The organism is Luteolibacter sp. AS25, assembly GCF_046736275.1.
Classification (GTDB): Bacteria; Verrucomicrobiota; Verrucomicrobiia; order Verrucomicrobiales; family Akkermansiaceae; genus Luteolibacter.
In genome coordinates this window covers 361,069-381,610 of sequence record NZ_CP151837.1, presented here as the reverse complement: position 1 = coordinate 381,610, position 20,542 = coordinate 361,069, and the positions used below count along the sequence as shown (strand labels likewise).

Sequence of the window (20,542 nt, the reverse complement as noted above, 5' to 3'; positions counted from 1 at the left end):
AACAGCACCACTATCTCGCCCCAGACATCTCCCTAGTGATTGTGAAAAGTTTCACAATCACCTTGAGCGCAGCCCTCCGGCCCTTCATCTTCCCCACAGAAATCGAACATTTTTCCCGCCATGGAAAGCACCGCCACCACTCCAGTACACGCCGCATACGATTCAAAAATCGAAGGCAACATCATTTTCACCCGCGTAGATGCCGCCATCAACTGGATGCGGAAAAACTCCCTCTGGCCAATGCCTATGGGCCTTGCCTGCTGCGCCATCGAGCTCATGGCGACCGCCTCATCCCGTTTTGATATCTCCCGCTTTGGCGCCGAGGTCATGCGTTTCTCCCCACGCCAGGCAGACGTCATGATCGTCGCCGGCACAGTCACCTACAAGATGGCGCTTGCGGTAAAACGCGTTTGGGACCAGATGCCGGAGCCTAAATGGTGTATCGCCATGGGTGCCTGCGCCTCCTCCGGTGGCATGTATCGCTCCTATGCGGTTCTGCAAGGCATCGACAACCTTATCCCAGTAGACGTTTATATCTCCGGTTGCCCTCCGCGCCCGGAAGCCCTCATCGAAGGCCTCATGAAACTTCAGGAGAAAATCGAAGCTGAGCACTCTACAGACAATCAGAAAAAAACCTTCTTCGAAGATAACGTTTAATACCATGTCCGTCGCAGCACTCTCCAACGATCTTGAAGTCCTTCGCAAAATACTGGGCTCCGGAATTCTTTCCGAAGTTGAATTCCGCGAGGAGATGACACTCAACCTCACTCTGGAAGCACTTCCCCAGGCTCTCAAAGCCTGCAAGGAACAGCTCAACTACGAACTTCTTCTCGACGTTTCTTCGCTCGACCATTTCGGCGAAGACCCCCGTTTCGAAGTCCTCTACGAGCTCGCCTCTCTCGACGATAGCCGCCATATCCGCCTAAAGGCAAAAGTCTCGGAAGAAGAAAGCGTCCCTACCGCAGTCAATCTCTGGCAAGCCGCTGACTGGCACGAACGTGAAGTCTACGACATGATGGGCATCAAATTTTCAGGGCATCCCAATCTCAAGCGAATCCTCATGTGGGAAGGCTATCCTTACTTCCCGCTCCGCAAGGATTTTCCGCTGGCAGGACGACCAAGCGAGATGCCCGATGTGGCCTCCACCGGCGTAGCTCCACTTGAGGGAGGACCTTTCGTCACCTCACCGAATGGTGGCACAGTTGCCCAACGCGAGCCCCGCGCAAGGCACCAGGAGTAAACCAAAAACTCCCGATGATACCGCCCGCCTCGCCAGAGACCATCTCCCGGATGTCTTCGGCAAAGGGCCGCACCACCCGCGCATTCCGCCAGCTCAGGGCAGCTAAATCCACCTGGTTGTTAGTGCGTATCCTCTTGCTCGTTCAGGCAATTCCTTCCCTATGGAATATCTTTAATCCTGACGGACCAGATAGAGTATCCCAACTCCAATACCTACTCGGACTCAATCCTCACAACGCGGTTTCCGGCCAATACTGGCAATTTCTCAGCTATTGCTTCATCCATGGCAACTGGAGCCACCTGCTTCTCAATGCGGCAGCCATACTTCTGCTCGGCTCAAAGCTCGAACACTATATAGCCAAGAGATCCTTTTGGATTCTCGCCGCACTATCCACATTTGTAGGCGCCGGGCTTTTTTCTGCCTGCGAACTTCTGTTGCCACTTACCGCAGGACTCGCAAGTCCCACACTTGTAGGCTCCTCGGCAATCTGCTTCGCCTTTCTTCTATTCCTCACAACTCTCTCGCCGGAGTCGAAATTTCTACCCTTTTTCATGAGCGGGCGCTCAATTGGAATATGCATTATAATCCTCAACCTGTTTCTCACTGCCCTCAATCCCAACTTGCCAAGTGGACCACTGGCAGAATGGGGCGCCTATCTATCCCTGAATTATTCCCCCGACCTTTTTAAAGTCAGCCACGCCTGCCACCTCGGAGGCTCACTAGTAGGATTCTTCTATGGAAAATGGCTCCTCAGACCGCGTATCAATCTGGTTCGACTAAGACGCGCTAGGGAGAAACAGGAGCGGAGAGCAGAAGCATCCCGCTAAAAACTGTCATCAACGACTTCCGGCTCCAGCATCCTCCAGAAGGAAAAGTCAGACGGTCTACAAATCTCTTCGAAAGCTCCCTCTCATTTTGTCACGTTTAGTGCACAAAAAAACCTGCCTATCGCTAGGATAGGCAGGGGAAATTTGGTTGCAGATATTTAAGCCCTCAGAACCTGGGCAGCCACACATCATGCAGATACGTGTGGCTCGTGATTCAGATCAATACTCGTAGTTGAGGTAGAAGTTGAACTGTCCACCTTTGTCCGCTTCCTCATCAGGAGAAGTGACAGGCACCGCATAGTCGAGTGCCAATGGAACAGGGCTGATCGGCAGTTTCACACGCACACCGACACCAAAGTCGCTGTAGACATCGTTCGGAGCGATATCCCACGATCCCGAGTTAACAAAACCAACGTCGTAGAAGACTGCCGCGCGGATTGTTTCAATGATCGGCACGGAGTATTCGATACTGGTGTAGGCAAGAGATTGACCACCAAGAGCCTCACCGGATGCGTCATCCCGAGGACCACCGATGTCGCGGAATTCAAAACCACGGAGAGTTCGGCCACCACCGAGGAACATACGCTCGAAGATCTGCGGGTCTTCGTCCAGACCATCCACGAAGGCGAGTTCACCTTTAATGGAAAGAATCGTATCCCAACGGAGGTTCCAATATTTGGAGCCCTGTGCGGAAATTGTGAAGGTATCAACATCTCCACCGAATATTCCACCTGCAAGAGTCATGCTTACATCGATCTTCTCACCCTTACGTGGCTCGATGTTGCTATCACGGTTATCATAGAGATAGCTCAGAGTCACCGCACTACGGAGGAAATCACCGTCTTCGTCCTGGAATGCCTGACTCGCATCGCTCTCGGCATCAATCCCGACTTGTTCGAGACGATATTCGAGTTTCAGTGAAGATTTCTCGGTAAGCGGTTTACGGAGGAAGACCGCTGCGCCGATATTGGTTTGCTCGTATTCATCACTGAAATACGTGGACTGGCGGTAGAACAACTCGCCACCAAGCGCAAGCTGGCGATCCAGGAACCAAGGCTCTGTAAGGGACATGCTGAACTCGCTGCGCTCTGAACCGAGGCGGAGATTCATTCCGAAACGCTGACCACCACCTGTAAAATTCCACGGATTGAAGAGATCGAAGTTGGTTTGCTCAAGGCTGAGGAAACCTACGATATTATCGATGGAACTGAATCCAACACCTACACCAACGGAACCGGTATTGCGCTCGTCCACGAGAATATCGACATCACGATAACCGCCACCACCCGGGCTGCCGTTAGCTTGAACGTCGTTGAAATATTGAAGATTCTGGAGGCGCGCCTTGGTAGTTTCCAGCTCCACCGAGTTGAACCAGTCACCTGGTTTCAGAGGAACCTCACGGCGGATAACCTTATCCTTCGTTTTGGTGTTTCCCTGAATGTTTACACGGCCAACGCGGAAACGGCTGCCTTCTGTGACTTGGTATTTAACAGTAACGCGGTTCGGACCGGCATCCTTGATGTCAGGAGATACCACTACATCTGCGTAACCACGGGAGCCGTAGAAACTACGGATCGTTCTGATATCGTCACGCATTTTGGTGGAGGAATAAGCATCTCCGCCTTCCAAAGTCATCGAAGGATAGAGCTCCTCAGGCTTGAAAACTGACATTTTGCCGAAACTGACACCTGCTACCGTGTATTTTTCACCTTCGGTAATCGGCATTACCAGATCCACACGACCGTCGCCTACTGGATCACGACGGAAGCCCGGGCTACTTGCGCGCAGGTAGCCTTTACTACGATAATAATCGAGAACCGAGTCGAGGTCCTCATCAAGTCGCTCATCCTGGATCCGGCCGGATTTGGTCAGCCATGAAAGCCAGCTCTTTTCCTTTGTCTTCATCTCCTTCTTGAGCTCTGGAGTCGTGAATTTTGTATTTCCCTCAAAGCGAATCTTGCGGATCTCGTTCTTGGAACCTTCGTCGATTACAAAGATCAGATCGGAAATTCCATTCTGCCCTGTATCCTGCGTGCGGTGGGAAACCGTAACATCCGGATAACCGTATCCTTGATAATATTCCTCGATGTTCCTGCGTCCCTCCAGAATCTCCTCGTCACTCAGCGCACCGCCGGCTTTCAATTTCGTTTCCTTGGCGAGCTTCTTATCCGAGAAAATTGTATTTCCTACAAATCCTACGCCACCCATTGCAGGACGGGTAAGCACATCAGCGATGATCTTCACGCTACCACCGCTAGGCTCAGCCAGAAAGCGCACATCATCAATCAGGCCGGACTCGTAAAGCGTCTTGATGTCATTGTCCAAATTCTCAGTCCTATACTTCGCGCCCGCCTTCGTGGACATGAGGTTGCGGATACGGGCTTCATCCACGGTTTTAGCTCCGCGATACTGGACTTGGACACTACTAATCGTTTTCCCTTCAAAGTCTTGGGCGGATGCCTGACCGGAGAAAAAAGTGAATAAAATCACACTAAGCAAAGACATAAAACCGATGAATCGCTCATTCGGCCGGAGGGTAAACGTAGTTGGGAACATAAAGAGAATTTGGACTCGCCGATAAAGCCCAGCGCCATACTCCCAGTCAAGGTCAATAGCTCCCCGGGACTCGCCTTAACTCAATAGACACGGACTATTTACACCATCCACACATTTCAAATATTTACTCTACCGACATCACACCAGTTGCAAGATGGCTTGGAATACGCTTTGATCCGCTGGCAGGAGAGTAAATTGAATGGAAGAAAGCCTAGGTAAAAAACTGATTGCAGCGCGGAAAAGCGCCAGTATCACGATCGATGATGCTGTATATCTCGCGAAAATACCGCGGGACGTTGTGATCGCGCTCGAGGCGGAGAATTTCGGATTCTTCAGCAGTCCTCTGTACGCCAGAAGCTTTCTCAAACAATACAGCGACTACATCGGTGCCAACGTTGAGCCTTGGCTGGACGATCTCGTCCCTATCAGCCTCATCGACGGACAGTCTCTGGAGTCCTACATCGATATCTCGGAGCCAATCAGCACTTCGAAGACGAATCAGAAATCCCGTAGTACCACGAAAGACTCCAATGGCGGAGCCATGGCCGCCGTGTGGATGATCCTTATTACCGGCGGACTCATTTACGGAGGCATCAAAGTTTTCGAAAAAATTGAAGATACCATCAGGCAGTCCGAAATCGCCGAAAACAACGATCCCGTGGAAAGCGGTAATCCGGATGGGTCCCAGGACCTTGAGACGGCAACCCCTTCCGGGGAAGAATCCTCCAACGGGGAAACTAATCCGGAAAAGGATACGAACCAGCCACCGGTTGCTTCACGTTCGCCGGATGCTCCCCGTCGCGCCATCATTGTCACCGAAGACTGATTTAGGCTCCCGCCGAGATCATTTCATCGCCTGGAAAGTCCGTATCATTTCCAGAAACGGAGGCAAATAATTGGCAGCCTTCGCCTCGCCGATACCCGGGATCTCCATCGCCTCCTCCGGGCTGGTCGGTAAATATTTGGTCAGCGCCTCCAGCACCTTGTTTGAGAAAACCACATAAGGCGGCACCCCATCCTTTTTCGCGATCTTCATCCGTAAATCACGTAACATCCCGAATAGTTGCGGATCAAAACCCTTCTCTTCCAGCCCCGCCGGCTTCGCCACCTCATCCGGCCACCTCAGTTCGAACTCCTCCACCCCTTTCATCACAGCCTCCCCACGGTCGGATAAAGTCATCAACGGGTAGTCTCCCGTTTGCGTGATTACCAAACGCTCTTCCGCCAGCGAGCGAAACAAGGCATTCAAATATCCAGTCGTTTTACTACTAAGAATACCGTAGGTAGTCAGCTTATCGAGCCCGTTGTTCAGTATTTCCTGAGACTTGCTACCCGAGAGCATCTGCACAATCCGTCCCCTTCCAAATTTGCCCTCCCAGCCGGTATTCATACGCCGCGACATCCTCGCCACTCCCGCCAAAGCTTTTTTCACTACCAACTCCTCCTCCTGTGTAGGCCTGCGGAAATCCCCGGCACTCCGTTCCCGGCACGCATCGCAGTTTCCACATTTCGCAGCATCATCTTCCCCGAAATACTGGAGAATCCACTGCTGGCGACAGGTCCGCGCATAGCACATTTCCACCATCGCCTTCAGCTTTTCCCTGTCCCGCGCATCCTTTTTTTCCATCGCGTCCTCATCCAGTGATAAATCCCGCGTAAGAACATCCGGCTGGAGCAGTCTCGTCCCACGCAGCCTTTTACCTTTCACTTCAAAGCGCTCGATAAACCTCCCCCTCGCCAGCAGCGAAAGCGCACTACCCGCCGCCATTGAATTCTTCACATCCGCATGTTCCGCAATTTCATCAAGTGTCCGGAACACCTCGTGATTATTATCCGCCTCATTCAGCAGGTATTGGTAGATCTGCCTCACCACCACCGCAGAGGGATTCGCCCCATCGATGAAAAACTCCTGCGTCCGCGTGTCCGCATAGTTGAAAAGCATCTCGCACACAGCCGCCTCTCCATCACGCCCCGCACGCCCCGCCTCCTGATAATACGCCTCCACACTACCCGGAATCTCATAGTGGATCACAAAGCGAACATCGCCACGGTCGATCCCCATACCGAACGCATTCGTCGCCACTGCGATATCCACCTTCTTGGAAATGAAAATCTCCTGAGCCTTCACCCGCTCCGAATCCATCATCCCGCCGTGGTAGGAAACACATTTCACTCCCCAGCTCGCCAAGGTCTCCGAAACCAGCTCCACCTTCTTCCTCGTCGCACAATAAATAATCCCAACCTTGTGCGCCGCGATCACGTCTTTGATCCGCTCGTTTTTCTGCGCCACCTTATCCACCGCAGTAATCCCCAGCGATAGATTGGGCCGCGAAAACCCACTGATCCGCTCAAACGGATTCTCCAATCCCAGCACCTTTAGAATATCCTCCCTCACCACCGGAGTCGCTGTAGCTGTCAGTGCCACACACTGCGGACGACCAATTTTCTCCAGAGATTTCCCCAACCGTAAATAATCCGGTCGGAAATCATGGCCCCACTGGGAAAGACAGTGAGCCTCATCGATCGCAAAAAGCGAAATCTCCACCCCCTCCAAAGCCCGCAGAAAACTATCCGCGCGGAACCTCTCCGGCGCGACATATACTAACTTGTAAGCCCCGCTCCTCATACCATCCAGACGCTCCTTCTGCTCCGGCCATGATAAGGTGGAATTGATCACAGTCGCCGGAATCCCCCGTGCCGTAAGCGCATCCACCTGATCCTTCATCAGCGCGATTAACGGAGAAATCACAAGAGTCACCCCCGGGAAACACAGTGCCGGAATCTGGAAACACAGCGACTTACCGCCGCCAGTAGGCATCACCACCAACCCGTCCCGCCCAGAAACGATCTCGGAAATCACCTCCTCCTGCCCGTCCAAGAACTTTGAGAAACCAAAATGCTCCTTCAAAGCCGCTCCCGGCGTCTTTACCAAACGTTTTCCTGAAATCTGCTCCTCTGCCACACCCCGATCATGCAGAACCCCAAGGAAACCGCAAGCCACTCTCTGGACATCTGAACAGGAATTTCTAGTGAATTTCCCTCCATCAATCGTATCCTATCAGAATGAAAGAACTTCTCCGTGAGCGCGACATGATCCGCATCAACTACTTTAGAAACCTTCTCGAATCACACGGAATCAAAACCCTAGTCAAAAACGAAATCATCGCTGGAGTCGAAGGCTACGCCATCCCGGCGTACCTCCCCATCCTCTGCATCTTCGAGGACTCCCAGGAAAAACAAGCAATGGACCTGATCAAGGAAGACATGAAACGTTCCGCTGAAGCCTCCACCCAAGAAATCCCCTGTCCCCACTGCGCCGAACCAAATCCAGCAAACTTCAGCAACTGCTGGAGCTGCGGCAGCGAACTCAATACCGGCTCTTCAGCCCCATGATAAAAGTATATTCGGGGATGCTCACTGCCGGACATTTCCATCGTCGCCTACCCAGAGATCTGGAAATCGCAAGAATTGTAGATCTGAGCCTGCAATATTCCATAAAAAGGAAAGTGGTGAGTGGTTCTCGCCAAAGCTTATAGCGAAGATGACCGAGGCCAGTATTCCTGACCTCGGAAAATCTGAGAGAAGTTGGCAGCCTCTCAAATGTCGAGAAGCTGCCTGAATGGCAAAACGATAGACTTAGATCTCACCAATCTCAGCCTTCACTCTTTCGAGTTCGGAATCCATCGCTTGTTTTTGCTCTTCGTCGCTCGGTGGAGAGATAGGTGCGTGTGCTTCCAGATCAATCTCCCCTACTACCTTTTCATCCAGCTGAGGATGAAAGCGTAACTCGTTTCTGATCATTTCATGCTCATTGCCCACTTCCTGCTCTGTAGCTTCCGAGAGCTTTTGAAGTTCTAATTCAAAATCCTTGTGAAACTTTCCGGGGAGTTCCCCTAAAATGTGTTCGCGATTTTCTTCGAAGCTCTTGATGATTCTTTTCATAAGATCTTATTGCTTAGAAATTTACCGGCTTCCTGGATCGCCTGACAATCAGCCCCAATGATCCAAGGCCTAGAAGCAGAGCTGAAGATGGCTCTGGAACCATATCGTAATCCGCAGAAAGAGTTCCGAAGGTCCAATGAGCTGCACTACCATCGTCTACGAAATATGTTCCACGCACCTCAATGAGGGTGGTGGCGGCCCCGCCGACAGCCGAAAAACTGAAATTTGTCCCAGTCTCCGAAATTAGTTGGCCATCACCCGTTCCGTCCGCATTCGTATCCAGGGCAAGATTGTAGTTTCCACCTCCAGCCGCGCCATTCGGCTCGTAATGGAGAAAACCGACAAGAGAGCCATTGATGAAAAAGTCAAAATGGATATTATCTACACCGCCGATTGTACCCCTGTCCCAGGCGTTTTGCGTGGCAGCAACAGTTCCCGAAAAGTTGATATTCGTAAAACCTGTCGCTGAAGCTGCGTCGCCCGGAAGCATAAGAATCCAGGAAGCTTGGACTTGTTCCGGCCGGATATTGCCATCGTCATGGTCACGGCCGGCGATCGAGCCAGCTATGGGAACCACCCCGGTAGATTCATAGGTGGTACTATCCACAAATGTTCCTGTCGGAGGATTCGAACCACTGTTCGGTGTGTCAACAAGGTTGAAATAATCTCCCCCATTGTCCGAGAAGAAAAAGGTCGATGCCGGAACATCATTGCTGGTGGTCGTAATTGCAGCAGGCGCTGCACCGATACCTATCAAGGAAATAGGAATTAAAATTTTAATACACATGGTTTGATTGGGTGATTGATTTGGACCGTTTTAGCTGCGCGAAGGAAAAACACCCACCAGCGCGATAATGAAATTAACACACTCGTAGGGAGGGAGGTTGTTAAAGGGCATGTTGCCACCTGCATTCATATTTTGGACGATTACGGTACCGCCAATGGCACCGGCCTGCATATTTACCGGGGTGTTCGATAGGGAACCGTAAACATCTTCGCCCGTATTCGCGGGCACACTACCTGCCGGTGTATCCGAACTTCCAGCGTCATCAGATGCCCTGAGTGTTAGATCTGTCGTAACCACCGCAGAGTGGGTGTGGGATGGCATGTTTGCGACATTGAGATATGTCTCTTCTGCACCTCCTCGCTCTCCCAGGCGTTTCGCTGAAAGACCAGGACCAATTCCTGGATGCATCGGCATTCTTCCTCTCAAATCCGGCAAGGCAAAAGTGGTCTGGCCATCACCCCCATAAGTGATTCCTATAAGCGAAAAAAGAGCCGTATTTGATGAAATAGCCAAAAGCTGCCCATCACAAAATGCCCAACCTTTTGGAGCGAAATTTCCGCCGAACATTGTAATCTGTGCGATAAATGGAGTCATTGTTTCTGTAATTATGTTTATTTTTGTTTATGGGGAGATTCTTCAGTGGGGTCTTCGATTTCTCGAATCCAGCAATCCATTTTCGGGAATTCATTCTGTCGACACATGCCAAGCCAGATGAGCATAGGGACTCCGAATGGCCGTGCTCCCAAAAATTGCCTCACTATATCTTTGCCACCGTTCTGGTATCCGCCCTCGTGAAATACGATCAGGGGATCAATTCCAAGATGAACAGCCGCAGCATATGCCCAAGCCATGGCAGGGAGTTCGAGTTCCGGACCTGGCTTTTCGCTGCAACACAGTTTATCCCGAGCTGAAGGCGATGAGACAGAATACAGACCTGCAAGATACAAAAGGTCCCCCGGCCATTTGACTTGCCCGCAATCGATAGAGATAACCCCGGATTCCAAACGCAAACCTTGCAACCGTCCCTCTGCGGAAAGAGTCTGCTGTTGATTCGAAATCCCTATGTTGTTCAGGAAATCAATTATCGTTGTTTCAACTTCTTTAATCATGATGATTTGATTTAGGTCGCGAAAAAAGAATCTACGATTAGGCGCTCTGTTTCAGTAAGATCCATCGGATGGATATAGGATTCAGACCGCGTGGAATTGATCTTCACCTTAAAAGTATCTATATCGATACCGATAGCACCGGTGAACTCCTCCAGCTCTTTCACGGCCCGAACCGGATCTGCGACCAAATCGGAATAACACACGGGCATTACCCTTTTCCCATATAAGTCTTCTATATCATCAAGAGCACGGTTACCGCTATCCCAGCTCTGACACAAGGAAGTCAAACCACTCTCGCATTGGAAGTGTCCATCCGCCTTTGCAGAACGTGCGACATCGATAAGGTCGCGTCTCAAGGAAATAAATTTCGCATCCTTGAAGTAGTGGGGAAGTAATCGAATAGCATGCACACTACTACCAGCGGATTTCCAGCCCCATAAGTCTCGATTAGCTTCCAACGCGTCATTTGAGCAACCCTCAATCCAAGGTTTTATAAGCTCATCAAGAGCTTTCGTGATTTTTTCATGCTCCGGCATCAGCGATGCGATAAAATGATCAGACTCCCCCCGAGTCACTGCCTCCCGGAGAGGGCCGATCTGTGAAAAAGCTTGCGAATAGAAGAGTTTACGGCTCTCCACATAGGTCAAAATGAACTCGATCTCATGAGCTATTGGGTCCCCATAGATAAGTGTATTCCTGGAAGAACACAGAAGCCGCTGGATCAAAGTCGAACCCGACCTCGGACTAGCAGCCAAAATGATGATCGGAGATACACACTTCATGTCGGAAATATCGAGTCTATAACAGCTCAGATAGGCCATCTAGACCCATGCATTTACAGAAATATAAGCATGTTTCGTATGCCTAATGAAAGAAATGCCAACACAAGCCAATACTGTCAACCAACTAAGTCAGTAAACCTAAGATTTTAAGCAGCCAGGAACAAATTAACCTACTGAATAGAAATACATATTTATAACTTATAAATGCTTCATACTCAGTGATTAAGGTACGCCTGACTGAAAAACTCCTCTCCCTCGATGAGGGTGTCCTTTGGACCCGCCAAAAGGAATCTCCGGATAAACACAGAAACTCGTCTTCCAGAATGAAAGCCAATGAGGTCTTATAGCACCCTCCTACAGCTTCCGGATACAACGGTGAGGTAGATGATTTCTCTTACTACCTATGTTTGCAGCGCACTTCACAGGGCGCACGACAATGAGCCATGATACATGACCTAAAAGGACGCCCCTCGCCTAGCCGCACCGGGGTCAGCCCGACGCACAAGAGAAGCTTGTGTGAAATACACTCGGATGCGGACACCGTTGCCTGCTAACGGCTACAATGGTCCAAAACTGATACAGTCGACCCTCCGTGAATTCGGGTCAGACACACCTGAACGGTCAATCCGAGCTCTTCAGCACCTTGATGAACGCATCCTGGGGAATATTCACCTTGCCGAACATTTTCATCTTCGCCTTGCCCGCCTTCTGCTTCTCCAGCAACTTCCGCTTACGCGAAATATCACCGCCGTAGCATTTTGCTGTAACGTTCTTACGCATCGCCGAGATCGACTCACGCGCAACAATTTTGCCTCCCACAGCCGCCTGAATCGCAACGACGAAAAGGTGGGAAGGTATCACATCCTTGAGTTTTCCGGCCAAGCTCCGCCCATAGGCCTCTGCCTTGTCCCGATGCACAATCGTCGAGAAAGCCTCCACCGGATCACCGGCGATCAGCATGTCCATCTTCACCATCTTCGCAGCGCGGTAACCGGCATGCTCATAATCCATAGAGCCGTAACCCTTCGTCTGGGATTTCAGCTTATCGTTGAAATCCACCAAAATTTCTGCGAGCGGGAGCACACAAGACAGCATGACGCGCATCTCATCGATGGTCTCTGTATTGGTCACCTCGCCGCGTTTCTCCAAAACGAGCTGCATCATATCCCCGATGTATTCGCCTGGCACCATAATGTAGACATTCACGATCGGCTCACGGACCTCTTGAATCACCTGCGCCTCGGGGAAAAGAGTCGGGTTATCTACGATCACTTCCGTGCCATCGGTAAGATCGCAGTGATAAATTACCGATGGATACGTGGAAATCACGTCCATATCGAACTCACGCCTCAGCCGCTCTTGAATAATCTCCATATGCAGCAGCCCAAGGAAACCACATCGGAATCCAAACCCCAGAGCGATCGAACTCTCTTGGGCAAACGTAAACGCCGGATCGTTGATCTGCAATTTCCCCACAGCCAACTTCAAAGCCTCATAGTCAGAGGAATCCACTGGATAAATCCCGGTGAACACCATAGGCTGGATCTCTTTATAACCTGGCAAAGCCTCTGGACACGGATGCGTGGAATCGGTCATCGTATCGCCGATTTTCACCTCACTCGCAGACTTCATGTTTGCGATCACATAACCCACATCCCCTGGGAAAAGTTGATCTCGAGCCTGCATTTTCGGGGTGAAGACACCCACTTCTTTAATCTCGTAAGTCTTCGAGGTGGCGAAAAGTTTCACCCGCTGCCCGCGCTTCATAGTGCCGGAAAAAACCCGCACGTATGAGACAACCCCACGATAGGTATCATAGAGCGAGTCGAAAACTGTAGCCCGCAGAAGCTTATCCGGATTTTCCACCGGCGCAGGCACCCGTGCCACGATCGCCTCGAGAATCTCCTCAATACCAATCCCGGCCTTTGCTGAAGCAGGAATGCACTCCTCCGCAGGAATGCACAGGATATCTTCTAGCTGGCGTTTGGACTTCTCCACATCCGCCGCCGGGAGGTCGATTTTATTGAGGACCGGAATGATTTTCAGATTCTGCTGCTCCGCCAAATGAAGGTTTGCAACCGTCTGGGCTTCAACACCCTGCGCAGCATCCACCATGAGGATTGCCCCTTCGCATGCTGCCAGCGCCCGTGAAACCTCATAGGAGAAATCCACGTGCCCGGGCGTATCCAGTAAATTCAGCTTGTAGGTCTTCCCATCCTTCGCCTTGTATTCCATCGCCACCGGATGGGATTTGATCGTAATTCCCTTTTCCCGCTCCAGATCCATCGAGTCCAACTGCTGGGCGGAAGTCTCCCGCATCGTCACCGTTTGCGTCATCTCCATCAGCCGATCGGAAAGCGTAGTCTTCCCGTGGTCGATGTGGGCGATAATTGAGAAATTTCGAGTCAGTTCTGTGGACATGGGTAAAAGGACCGGATCAATCGCACGGATCACCGAAAAATGCACCAAAAAATAAAGCACCCAATTCCCCTTCAAACGTGAAATTAAAGAAGACGGAAATCAGATTCTCAAATTAGAATTTCAGGCATGGACCATTCTAAGCCTTCCAAACTCCCCCTTCTCGCCTTGGCAGCCCTTGGAATCGTTTTCGGAGACATTGGAACCAGCCCTCTCTACGCCCTTCGCGAATGTTTCCACGGAGAATTCGGAATCGTAGCCACTCAGGAAAACATCATCGGTGTCGTCTCGCTCATCCTCTGGTCGCTCATCTCCGTGATCACCCTGAAATACATCACCCTCATCCTAAGAGCCGATCACGAAGGAGAAGGCGGCGTACTCATCCTCTCCGCACTTTCATACCCCAATGCGATAAGAAAGGGAAAAGGCAAAGGCTGGATACTTGCCGCAATGGGCCTTTTCGCCGCTTGTTTACTCTACGGTGATGGAATGATTACCCCGGCCATCTCGGTCTTGAGCGCGGTGGAGGGCCTGGAGCAGATCACCCCTAGGTCCGAACCCTTCGTCATACCCATCACAGTCGCTATTCTCGCAGCACTCTTCTTTTTCCAATCACGGGGCACAGACTTGATTGGGAAACTTTTTGGACCCATCATCTTAGTCTGGTTTTCCGTATTGGGGATACTGGGAGTGCTCGCGATCTCCGAAGACCCCAGAATCTTCCTATCGATCAACCCCTCATACGGCATCAATTTCCTATTGGGAAACTCCTGAGCCGGATTCCTAGTGCTCGGCGCCGTATTTCTAGTCACCACCGGTGGAGAAGCCATCTATGCGGATCTCGGCCACTTCGGGAAAACAACCATCCGCCTGGCATGGTATACCGTCGTCCTTCCCGGCCTCCTTTTGAACTATTTCGGCCAGGGTGCACACCTCTTGAAACATCCTGAAGACGTGGATCACCCATTCTACGCAATGGTCCCAGACATCCTCGTCATCCCGATGGTCCTTCTAGCGACCATGGCCACCATCATTGCCTCCCAAGCCGTCATATCGGGTGCTTTTTCCCTCACCCGCCAAGCCATCTCCATGGGCTACCTACCAAGATTGACCGTAAAATACACATCGCCAGACCAAAAAGGGCAAATCTACATCCCTGAAATCAACTGGATCCTCGCAATTGCCTGTATTGCCTTGGTCATAACCTTCCGCACCTCCGACAAACTAGCAGCTGCATATGGAGTCGCCGTATCGCTCACCATGCTCATTTCCACCATTCTCTTCGCCCGTGTCCTCCGTCAGCGGTGGAAATGGCCCCTCGTAATTGTCATACCGATGATCACCGCCTTTGTGATCATCGACCTCGCATTCTTCTCTGCAAACATGACCAAACTCTTCCACGGCGCTTGGTTCCCGCTCGTCATCGCCGGAATCGCTTGGACAATGATGCTCACATGGAAGAAAGGCAGGACCATCGTCAAGGCCCGACTCAGCACCATCGCCAAAAACACCCCAAGCCTTTCCGAGATCTTAAAAGATCATTCCCACCCCCGCGTGCAGGGAACCTCAATCTACATGACCGCAGATCCGGAAGGACTGCCGCAGGCCTTCTGCAACAATTTGAAGTTCAACAAATGCCTACACCAACAAATCGCCTTCCTTCACATCAGATCCGAAGAAATCCCCCGCGTCCCCCTCGAGCGCAAAGTTCAGGTAAAAGCCCGTGACAACGGATTTTTCCTGATTACAGCTCACTACGGATACATGGAAACTCCCGATGTCCCGGAAATCATCGCCCTCGCAAACGAAGCCGGCTTCCCCGCAGAGCTGGACACACTTTCCTTCTTCCTCGGTATCGAACGAGTCGTCCGCGGCAAAAATGCAGGCATGAGTGCTTGGCGGGAAATCATTTTCAGCATGATGAATCGGAATTCCATCGGTGCCACCTCCTACTACAACATACCACCTCATCAGGTCTTGGAAATCGGCTCGCAGCTCCGGATCTAAGCTCGGAGCAGAAGCTCATCAGGGAAATTTACGGAACAACTTCCCTCAAAGGCAACAGAAGCGCCCGTATCGCCCATCCGGCTACGTCGCCTCACGCGTCAGAGTCCGGGGTGCCACCGAAGTACCGGACATCGCCGAAGTTATCGCCACCGGGAAAGCAGCAACCCAAATGGGCAACAAGTCAGACGCACTCGCACCTTTCGTAACCCCAAAGCAAAAGGACAACTGAGATGCACCGAACAAATATTAAGCTCCTCCTGCTCACAGCCACCTCCCTCTCCTCCTGCACCAACACCGGATTCATCGGCCACCGCGTCGGCTACGACATCAACGCTGAAATCAAACCCGACCTCTCCGCCCCCGTAGCCTTCAATATGGGATTCGAGAGCCACTCAGCAGTTGCCGTCCCTCCCGAACGCTCCCTACTTCCCACCCAACTCACCTTCACCAACAACGTCCCCGAAGGAGACGTCCTCTCCACCATATCCCGCCTCTCCGTCGAGAGACTAACAGGGAGCACTGGTGCCGAGCACGACTTCGTCACCGCATCAGGAGACGCCGCCGAGAATGTCACCAAAGGCAGCTCCCTCGCCGGTGGGGTCAAAGCAGCCGCCGCAACCGGAACTCCCACAGACGCAGCGACACAAATTGCCACAACCGGAGACTCCATCGAAGAACAATAACCCCGCCTACCCACCACCCATCAGATCAACCAAAACCCGCCATGAGCACCAAAAGAATCACCAGCAACAAATCCCTAGGCCCGGACGATTCACCGAAGGCGCCTGCACTGGCTTCGGACTCGCCGCCGTCGCCATCGTCGGCTAAGATAGACACGGCTTCTGGATACAAAACTTATGGGGAAAGGAGAAGAAAATGGAAATGAGCGAAACCATGTCCCCCCAGACCATGAGCATGTCCATGGCAGGCCCTACCAAAACGATAGGCACCTCCGTGATTTCACAGGCCGATTAAGACTCGCCTCCGGGTATCAGTAGAAACTGGATTTCCGAGTTCCTGATCATTTCATAACTCGGGCCACCCCGGCGATTCTCGCCGTTCCAAGGGCAACCTGAAGACAGCTAGGAACACAGTCGCCTAAACGCTATCGTAATCTCTAATTACTCAGCTTCGTCTGCGGCAATCCAGTTTATTTGCGTTCAAAAAACCACTCCTCCACAGGATTTGGGCGACTTGCCCCCTCCCCCAGCAGAATCCGCGCAGCCTTTCGCAAGCCACGCGAAGCAGAACACAGATGTTCCTGCTCCAATCTCCGCGTGAACGTCCTCGCCATCACCATACTTGTGAGCTCCTGCCTCGCAGCGATTTTTGTCGTCTGCTTCGCACTCGAGTCACGCCGTGCCGGACGTTCCAGCATCGAGCGCGATTCTCTTCTGCCGCTCGATTTTACGCCCTCTTCCAAGAAAAACAAATGACCACCACCATCACATACGACGACAAAACCGTCCGCCGCTTTATGAACGCCTCCATTTTTTGGGGTATCATTGGTATGCTTGTCGGGGTTCTCGCCGCCACCCAGCTCTCGTGGTGGCAGATGAACGGTAAGTTTCTGGAAACCATCACCTTCGGACTATTTCAGGCGGAAGGCCTCTCCTACATCACCTTCGGCCGTATCCGTCCCCTGCATACCAATGCCGTCATCTTCGCCTTTGTCGGGAATATGGTCTTCGCCGGGGTATATTATTCGACCCAGCGGCTGTGTAAGGCCCGGACCGCGTCCGATCTTCTGTCCGCCATCCACTTCTGGGGCTGGCAGGCCATTATCCTTGGAGCAGCTATCACCCTCCCTGCCGGCCTCACCCGCAGCAAGGAATACGCTGAGCTCATCTGGCCGCTCAACATAGGCGTCGTCGTCATCTGGGTCATCTTCGGAATCAACTTCTTCTGGACCCTCGCAAAACGGAACGAGAAATCGCTCTACGTCTCCCTCTGGTTCTACATCGCCACCATCATCACCATCGCCCTGCTGTATGTGGTGAATCACCTCTCCATTCCCACCTCGCTCACTCACTCCTACCCGATTTTCGGCGGAGTTCAGGATGCACTTGTCCAGTGGTGGTACGGTCACAACGCCGTCGCCTTCTTCCTCACCACCCCGATCCTCGGGATCATGTATTATTTCATCCCGAAAGCTGCTGAGCGGCCGGTTTACTCCTACCGCCTCTCTATCATCCACTTCTGGGCACTGGTTTTCATTTACATCTGGGCAGGTCCTCACCACCTCCTCAATACCGCACTTCCGAAGTGGCTGCAGCTCCTCGGCATGCTCTTCTCCATCCTTCTTTGGGCCCCCTCATGGGCAGGTATGCTCAACGGACTCCTCACCCTCCGCGGTGCGTGGGATAAACTCCGCACGGATCCTGTCATTAAATTCTTCGCGGTCGCCGTTACCTTCTACGGTATGGCCACCTTCGAGGGCCCGCTCCTCTCCATCCGCGCAGTCAACTCCCTCTCCCACTACACTGACTGGACAATCGGCCACGTACACTCCGGCGCCTTGGGCTGGAACGGTTTCATGGCCGCGGGCATGTTTTACTGGCTCGCCCCTCGTCTCTGGAAAACCAAACTCTGGTCAACCAGTCTAGCCAACATGCACTTCTGGGTCGGCCTGGTCGGCATTCTCCTCTACGTCTCCTCAATGTGGACCGCAGGAATCATGCAGGGCCTCATGCTCGCGGAAACCAACCCCGGTGGAGCTACACTGAAATACGAATTCGTTGAAACTCTCAGGCAGATCAACATCTTCTACATCATGCGCTCCTTCGGTGGAGCCTTCTACCTCCTAGGGTTCATCGCCTGCGCCGTCAACATTTTCATGACTGCCCGCTCTGGAAAAGCTACCGACGATACTGTCGAAGTCACAGTTCTGGAGAAAGAAAACAAAGACAACATGACCATCGGTGAATCTCTCCGGAAAGACCCGGTCATCTACACCGTTGCAGGCCTTGCCTTCATGATTCTCTGGTTCCTCCTTCCGCACCATGCGGACAAGGCGGCCCTCGTCATCACCATCTTCCTCTTCACAAAAGCCTACCTCGTATTCAGAAGAGACACCAAAAGCTGGTCGCAGTATTTCGATAGACTACTCGAAAACTACCTCCCCTTCACCGTTCTCATCTTCTTCGCCGTAGCCGTCGGAGGTGTCGTCCAGATTATCCCCTCGCTGCTCGTAAACAAAGCCGCGAACATGGAAGAACGCATCCAGGTTCCCTACACCCCGCTTGAGCTGGAAGGCCGCGATATCTTTGTCTCCGAGGGCTGCTACAACTGCCACTCACAGATGATCCGCACGCTTGTCCCGGACGTGCTCCGCTACGGCCCTACCGAAGAAGGCGGATACAGCCGCATGGGAGAATCCCTTTACGATCACCCCCATCAATGGGGCTCCAAACGCACCGGCCCGGACCTTGCCCGTGAAGGTGGAGCACTCGTCGAAGGCTCTGAAGTCATGCGCTCCGGCCGCCGCGATAACCTCTGGCATTTCAATCACTTCTGGGATCCCCGCCAGACCTCCCCGGGCTCGAACATGCCTCCTTATCCATTCCTCTTCAAAAAAGAAGCGGACTTGAAATCCCTCCCGAAACGCATAGCCGTCCAGCGCACACTCGGAGTGCCATGGCCAGCCATGGACAAGCACAGCATCGAGCAATCCGCCCGTGACCAGGCCATGGAAATATCCAAAGCCCTTGTCGCAGCAGGTGCATACATCCCGGACGAGCCCTCCCTCAGTGAAGAAGAACTCGTGCGCCGTCTTTCGGACAAACAAGTCGTGGCCCTCATCTCCTACATGCAGAAACTCGGCACCTACGAAATAGTCGAAAACGGGCAGGAAAAAATCCTCCTCGATCCGGACGCCATCCGCCGGAACCAGATGAAAGACACGAAAACCAGCTCCACTAAATAAAGAGCCACATCCAGTAACCCACCAGACACCATGTTCCATAGAGTTATCCACGAAAACTGGGCCGCCATCGTCCCCATCATATCGTTCGTCATCACCGCAGGCATTTTCCTCACCGTTTCCATCCGCGCCCTTTTTCTATCCAAGGACCGCCGCGAGACACTTGCCCGCATCCCTTTCGAAGAAAATTCGAAGCACTAAGCACCAGATCCAAACCGAAGAATCCGTCTTCACCTGATCACTGACCACCGATCACCAGTCACTCAATCCCATGCCTGAAGAACCAGAAATCCGCCGCGCCGCCTACGCAGAAAAAAAGGGTGAAATCGTACTCCGAGAACACGAATACGATGGAATCCAGGAATATGACCAAAAGCTACCGAACTGGTGGCTGTTCATCTTCATCGGCGCGCACATCTTCTTCCTCGGCTACTGGATCACCTACTACCAGTTCGGATGGTTCCAGACCGATGAGCAGCGGATCGAGCGTGCCATGGCCGTTATTTCAGAAGTGAAGAAAAAAGCCCTCGACGACATGCTCGCCAAGCTCACGGACGAGGCGATCATCAACGACTGGGCCACGGATCCCACACGTGTCGCAACTGGAGAATCCATCTACATGTCCAACTGCATCGCCTGCCACGGCCAGGACCTTGCCGCGAAAATCGATCTCGGTGGCGGGCAATCCGTCAATCTTCCTGGCCTCCCACTCACGGATGGTGAGTGGAAATACGGAGACAAGCCAATGGACATCTTCAAGCTCATCAATGAAGGCACCCCGGCCGATAGCCCCGGCCACAACGGCGCGAAAATGGAAGCCTGGGGCCAGAAGCTGCCTCCTGTTCAGATCGCCGAACTCACCGCTTTCCTCGTCAGCAAAAATCCAGACGATTTCCAGCAGAAATAACCACTCCGCAATTCCCGCGCACTTTCTACGCACTCATGCGCAGCA

At 52.3% G+C, this 20,542-nt stretch carries 20 protein-coding genes and 1 pseudogene; 13 read left to right on the top strand and 8 right to left on the bottom strand.

All coding sequences use genetic code 11. The annotated features are described in order from the left end of the window. Positions 1-120: 120 nt before the first annotated feature. Genes nuoB through AAGA79_RS01745 form a run of 3 tightly spaced genes read left to right on the top strand, consistent with a single transcriptional unit; the run spans position 121 to position 2,067 of the window. On the top strand, positions 121-657 hold the full coding sequence (gene nuoB, locus AAGA79_RS01755; protein ID WP_411827062.1) for an NADH-quinone oxidoreductase subunit NuoB: 537 nt from the start codon (positions 121-123) through the stop codon (positions 655-657). 4 nt (positions 658-661) lie between these two features. After that, the gene (locus AAGA79_RS01750; RefSeq protein WP_411827061.1) at positions 662-1,240 is read left to right on the top strand and encodes an NADH-quinone oxidoreductase subunit C; all 579 of its coding nucleotides are present in this window, start codon (positions 662-664) and stop codon (positions 1,238-1,240) included. 14 nt (positions 1,241-1,254) lie between these two features. Next, on the top strand, positions 1,255-2,067 hold the full coding sequence (locus tag AAGA79_RS01745) for a rhomboid family intramembrane serine protease (protein WP_411827060.1): 813 nt from the start codon (positions 1,255-1,257) through the stop codon (positions 2,065-2,067). Positions 2,068-2,286: 219 nt separating this feature from the next. Here AAGA79_RS01745 and bamA read toward each other — a convergent pair whose 3' ends face one another. Further along, on the bottom strand, positions 2,287-4,623 hold the full coding sequence (gene bamA / locus AAGA79_RS01740) for an outer membrane protein assembly factor BamA (protein WP_411827059.1): 2,337 nt from the start codon (positions 4,621-4,623) through the stop codon (positions 2,287-2,289). A 199-nt stretch (positions 4,624-4,822) separates the two neighbouring features. Between bamA and AAGA79_RS01735 the strand changes: the two genes are divergently transcribed. Beyond that, a complete protein-coding gene (locus tag AAGA79_RS01735; RefSeq protein WP_411827058.1) occupies positions 4,823-5,449 on the top strand; it encodes a helix-turn-helix domain-containing protein in 627 nt (208 codons plus the stop codon). A gap of 18 nt (positions 5,450-5,467) precedes the next feature. On the opposite strand, the gene AAGA79_RS01730 is transcribed toward AAGA79_RS01735, so the two are convergent. Beyond that, positions 5,468-7,624 (bottom strand): RecQ family ATP-dependent DNA helicase, encoded by a 2,157-nt coding sequence (locus AAGA79_RS01730; RefSeq protein ID WP_411827057.1) that lies wholly within the window; start codon positions 7,622-7,624, stop codon positions 5,468-5,470. A gap of 62 nt (positions 7,625-7,686) precedes the next feature. Here AAGA79_RS01730 and AAGA79_RS01725 point away from each other — a divergent pair, with 62 nt between their 5' ends. Continuing rightward, positions 7,687-8,016, top strand: coding sequence for a DUF2007 domain-containing protein (locus AAGA79_RS01725; protein ID WP_411827056.1), 330 nt, complete (start codon positions 7,687-7,689; stop codon positions 8,014-8,016). A 243-nt stretch (positions 8,017-8,259) separates the two neighbouring features. On the opposite strand, the gene AAGA79_RS01720 is transcribed toward AAGA79_RS01725, so the two are convergent. The 3 genes from AAGA79_RS01720 to AAGA79_RS01710 are packed head-to-tail and all read right to left on the bottom strand — an operon-like array spanning position 8,260 to position 9,946. Next, complete coding sequence (locus tag AAGA79_RS01720) at positions 8,260-8,565, bottom strand: hypothetical protein (RefSeq protein WP_411827055.1); 306 nt, start codon at positions 8,563-8,565, stop codon at positions 8,260-8,262. A gap of 13 nt (positions 8,566-8,578) precedes the next feature. Beyond that, the gene (locus tag AAGA79_RS01715) at positions 8,579-9,352 is read right to left on the bottom strand and encodes a PEP-CTERM sorting domain-containing protein (RefSeq protein ID WP_411827054.1); all 774 of its coding nucleotides are present in this window, start codon (positions 9,350-9,352) and stop codon (positions 8,579-8,581) included. Positions 9,353-9,382: 30 nt separating this feature from the next. After that, on the bottom strand, positions 9,383-9,946 hold the full coding sequence (locus AAGA79_RS01710; protein WP_411827053.1) for a phage tail protein: 564 nt from the start codon (positions 9,944-9,946) through the stop codon (positions 9,383-9,385). A gap of 155 nt (positions 9,947-10,101) precedes the next feature. Here AAGA79_RS01710 and AAGA79_RS01705 point away from each other — a divergent pair, with 155 nt between their 5' ends. Then, positions 10,102-10,263 (top strand): hypothetical protein, encoded by a 162-nt coding sequence (locus AAGA79_RS01705; protein WP_411827052.1) that lies wholly within the window; start codon positions 10,102-10,104, stop codon positions 10,261-10,263. Positions 10,264-10,472: 209 nt separating this feature from the next. Here AAGA79_RS01705 and AAGA79_RS01700 read toward each other — a convergent pair whose 3' ends face one another. Both AAGA79_RS01700 and lepA read right to left on the bottom strand, forming a co-directional pair. After that, positions 10,473-11,243 carry a sulfotransferase gene (locus AAGA79_RS01700; protein WP_411827051.1) on the bottom strand — a complete coding sequence of 257 codons (771 nt, stop codon included), beginning with the start codon at positions 11,241-11,243 and terminating at the stop codon, positions 10,473-10,475. A 621-nt stretch (positions 11,244-11,864) separates the two neighbouring features. Next, positions 11,865-13,664 carry a translation elongation factor 4 gene (gene lepA / locus AAGA79_RS01695; protein WP_411827050.1) on the bottom strand — a complete coding sequence of 600 codons (1,800 nt, stop codon included), beginning with the start codon at positions 13,662-13,664 and terminating at the stop codon, positions 11,865-11,867. Between the two features lie 126 nt (positions 13,665-13,790). On the opposite strand from lepA, the pseudogene AAGA79_RS01690 reads away from it, so the two are divergent. The 3 genes and pseudogenes from AAGA79_RS01690 to AAGA79_RS01680 all read left to right on the top strand — a co-directional run. After that, a pseudogene (locus tag AAGA79_RS01690) lies at positions 13,791-15,143 on the top strand (potassium transporter Kup); the annotation flags it as partial. Between the two features lie 72 nt (positions 15,144-15,215). Then, complete coding sequence (locus AAGA79_RS01685; RefSeq protein ID WP_411828206.1) at positions 15,216-15,668, top strand: KUP/HAK/KT family potassium transporter; 453 nt, start codon at positions 15,216-15,218, stop codon at positions 15,666-15,668. Between the two features lie 230 nt (positions 15,669-15,898). Continuing rightward, a complete protein-coding gene (locus AAGA79_RS01680; RefSeq protein ID WP_411827049.1) occupies positions 15,899-16,351 on the top strand; it encodes a hypothetical protein in 453 nt (150 codons plus the stop codon). Positions 16,352-16,376: 25 nt separating this feature from the next. Here AAGA79_RS01680 and AAGA79_RS01675 read toward each other — a convergent pair whose 3' ends face one another. Next, positions 16,377-16,505: a hypothetical protein gene (locus AAGA79_RS01675; protein ID WP_411827048.1), complete on the bottom strand. Its 129-nt coding sequence runs from the start codon at positions 16,503-16,505 to the stop codon at positions 16,377-16,379. A gap of 440 nt (positions 16,506-16,945) precedes the next feature. On the opposite strand from AAGA79_RS01675, the gene AAGA79_RS01670 reads away from it, so the two are divergent. From AAGA79_RS01670 to AAGA79_RS01655, 4 genes are all read left to right on the top strand, one after another. After that, complete coding sequence (locus AAGA79_RS01670) at positions 16,946-17,104, top strand: hypothetical protein (RefSeq protein WP_411827047.1); 159 nt, start codon at positions 16,946-16,948, stop codon at positions 17,102-17,104. Next, entirely contained in the window at positions 17,101-19,593 is a 2,493-nt protein-coding gene (gene ccoN, locus AAGA79_RS01665; protein WP_411827046.1) for a cytochrome-c oxidase, cbb3-type subunit I, read from the top strand. The genes AAGA79_RS01670 and ccoN overlap by 4 nt, the downstream gene beginning before the upstream one ends. A 30-nt stretch (positions 19,594-19,623) precedes the next feature. Further along, positions 19,624-19,791: a hypothetical protein gene (locus tag AAGA79_RS01660; protein WP_411827045.1), complete on the top strand. Its 168-nt coding sequence runs from the start codon at positions 19,624-19,626 to the stop codon at positions 19,789-19,791. A 70-nt stretch (positions 19,792-19,861) separates the two neighbouring features. Beyond that, positions 19,862-20,497 (top strand): cbb3-type cytochrome c oxidase N-terminal domain-containing protein, encoded by a 636-nt coding sequence (locus tag AAGA79_RS01655; protein ID WP_411827044.1) that lies wholly within the window; start codon positions 19,862-19,864, stop codon positions 20,495-20,497. The last annotated feature ends 45 nt before the right edge of the window (positions 20,498-20,542 follow it).

Excerpts from the sequence above, each read along its gene's own strand:
- nuoB (WP_411827062.1), top strand. The coding sequence starts at position 121 with ATGGAAAGCACCGCCACCACTCCAGTACACGCCGCATACGATTCAAAA.
- AAGA79_RS01750 (WP_411827061.1), top strand. The coding sequence starts at position 662 with ATGTCCGTCGCAGCACTCTCCAACGATCTTGAAGTCCTTCGCAAAATA.
- AAGA79_RS01745 (WP_411827060.1), top strand. The coding sequence starts at position 1,255 with ATGATACCGCCCGCCTCGCCAGAGACCATCTCCCGGATGTCTTCGGCA.
- bamA (WP_411827059.1), bottom strand. The coding sequence starts at position 4,623 with ATGTTCCCAACTACGTTTACCCTCCGGCCGAATGAGCGATTCATCGGT.
- AAGA79_RS01735 (WP_411827058.1), top strand. The coding sequence starts at position 4,823 with ATGGAAGAAAGCCTAGGTAAAAAACTGATTGCAGCGCGGAAAAGCGCC.
- AAGA79_RS01725 (WP_411827056.1), top strand. The coding sequence starts at position 7,687 with ATGAAAGAACTTCTCCGTGAGCGCGACATGATCCGCATCAACTACTTT.
- AAGA79_RS01720 (WP_411827055.1), bottom strand. The coding sequence starts at position 8,565 with ATGAAAAGAATCATCAAGAGCTTCGAAGAAAATCGCGAACACATTTTA.
- AAGA79_RS01715 (WP_411827054.1), bottom strand. The coding sequence starts at position 9,352 with ATGTGTATTAAAATTTTAATTCCTATTTCCTTGATAGGTATCGGTGCA.
- AAGA79_RS01710 (WP_411827053.1), bottom strand. The coding sequence starts at position 9,946 with ATGACTCCATTTATCGCACAGATTACAATGTTCGGCGGAAATTTCGCT.
- AAGA79_RS01700 (WP_411827051.1), bottom strand. The coding sequence starts at position 11,243 with ATGAAGTGTGTATCTCCGATCATCATTTTGGCTGCTAGTCCGAGGTCG.
- lepA (WP_411827050.1), bottom strand. The coding sequence starts at position 13,664 with ATGTCCACAGAACTGACTCGAAATTTCTCAATTATCGCCCACATCGAC.
- AAGA79_RS01680 (WP_411827049.1), top strand. The coding sequence starts at position 15,899 with ATGCACCGAACAAATATTAAGCTCCTCCTGCTCACAGCCACCTCCCTC.
- ccoN (WP_411827046.1), top strand. The coding sequence starts at position 17,101 with ATGACCACCACCATCACATACGACGACAAAACCGTCCGCCGCTTTATG.
- AAGA79_RS01660 (WP_411827045.1), top strand. The coding sequence starts at position 19,624 with ATGTTCCATAGAGTTATCCACGAAAACTGGGCCGCCATCGTCCCCATC.
- AAGA79_RS01655 (WP_411827044.1), top strand. The coding sequence starts at position 19,862 with ATGCCTGAAGAACCAGAAATCCGCCGCGCCGCCTACGCAGAAAAAAAG.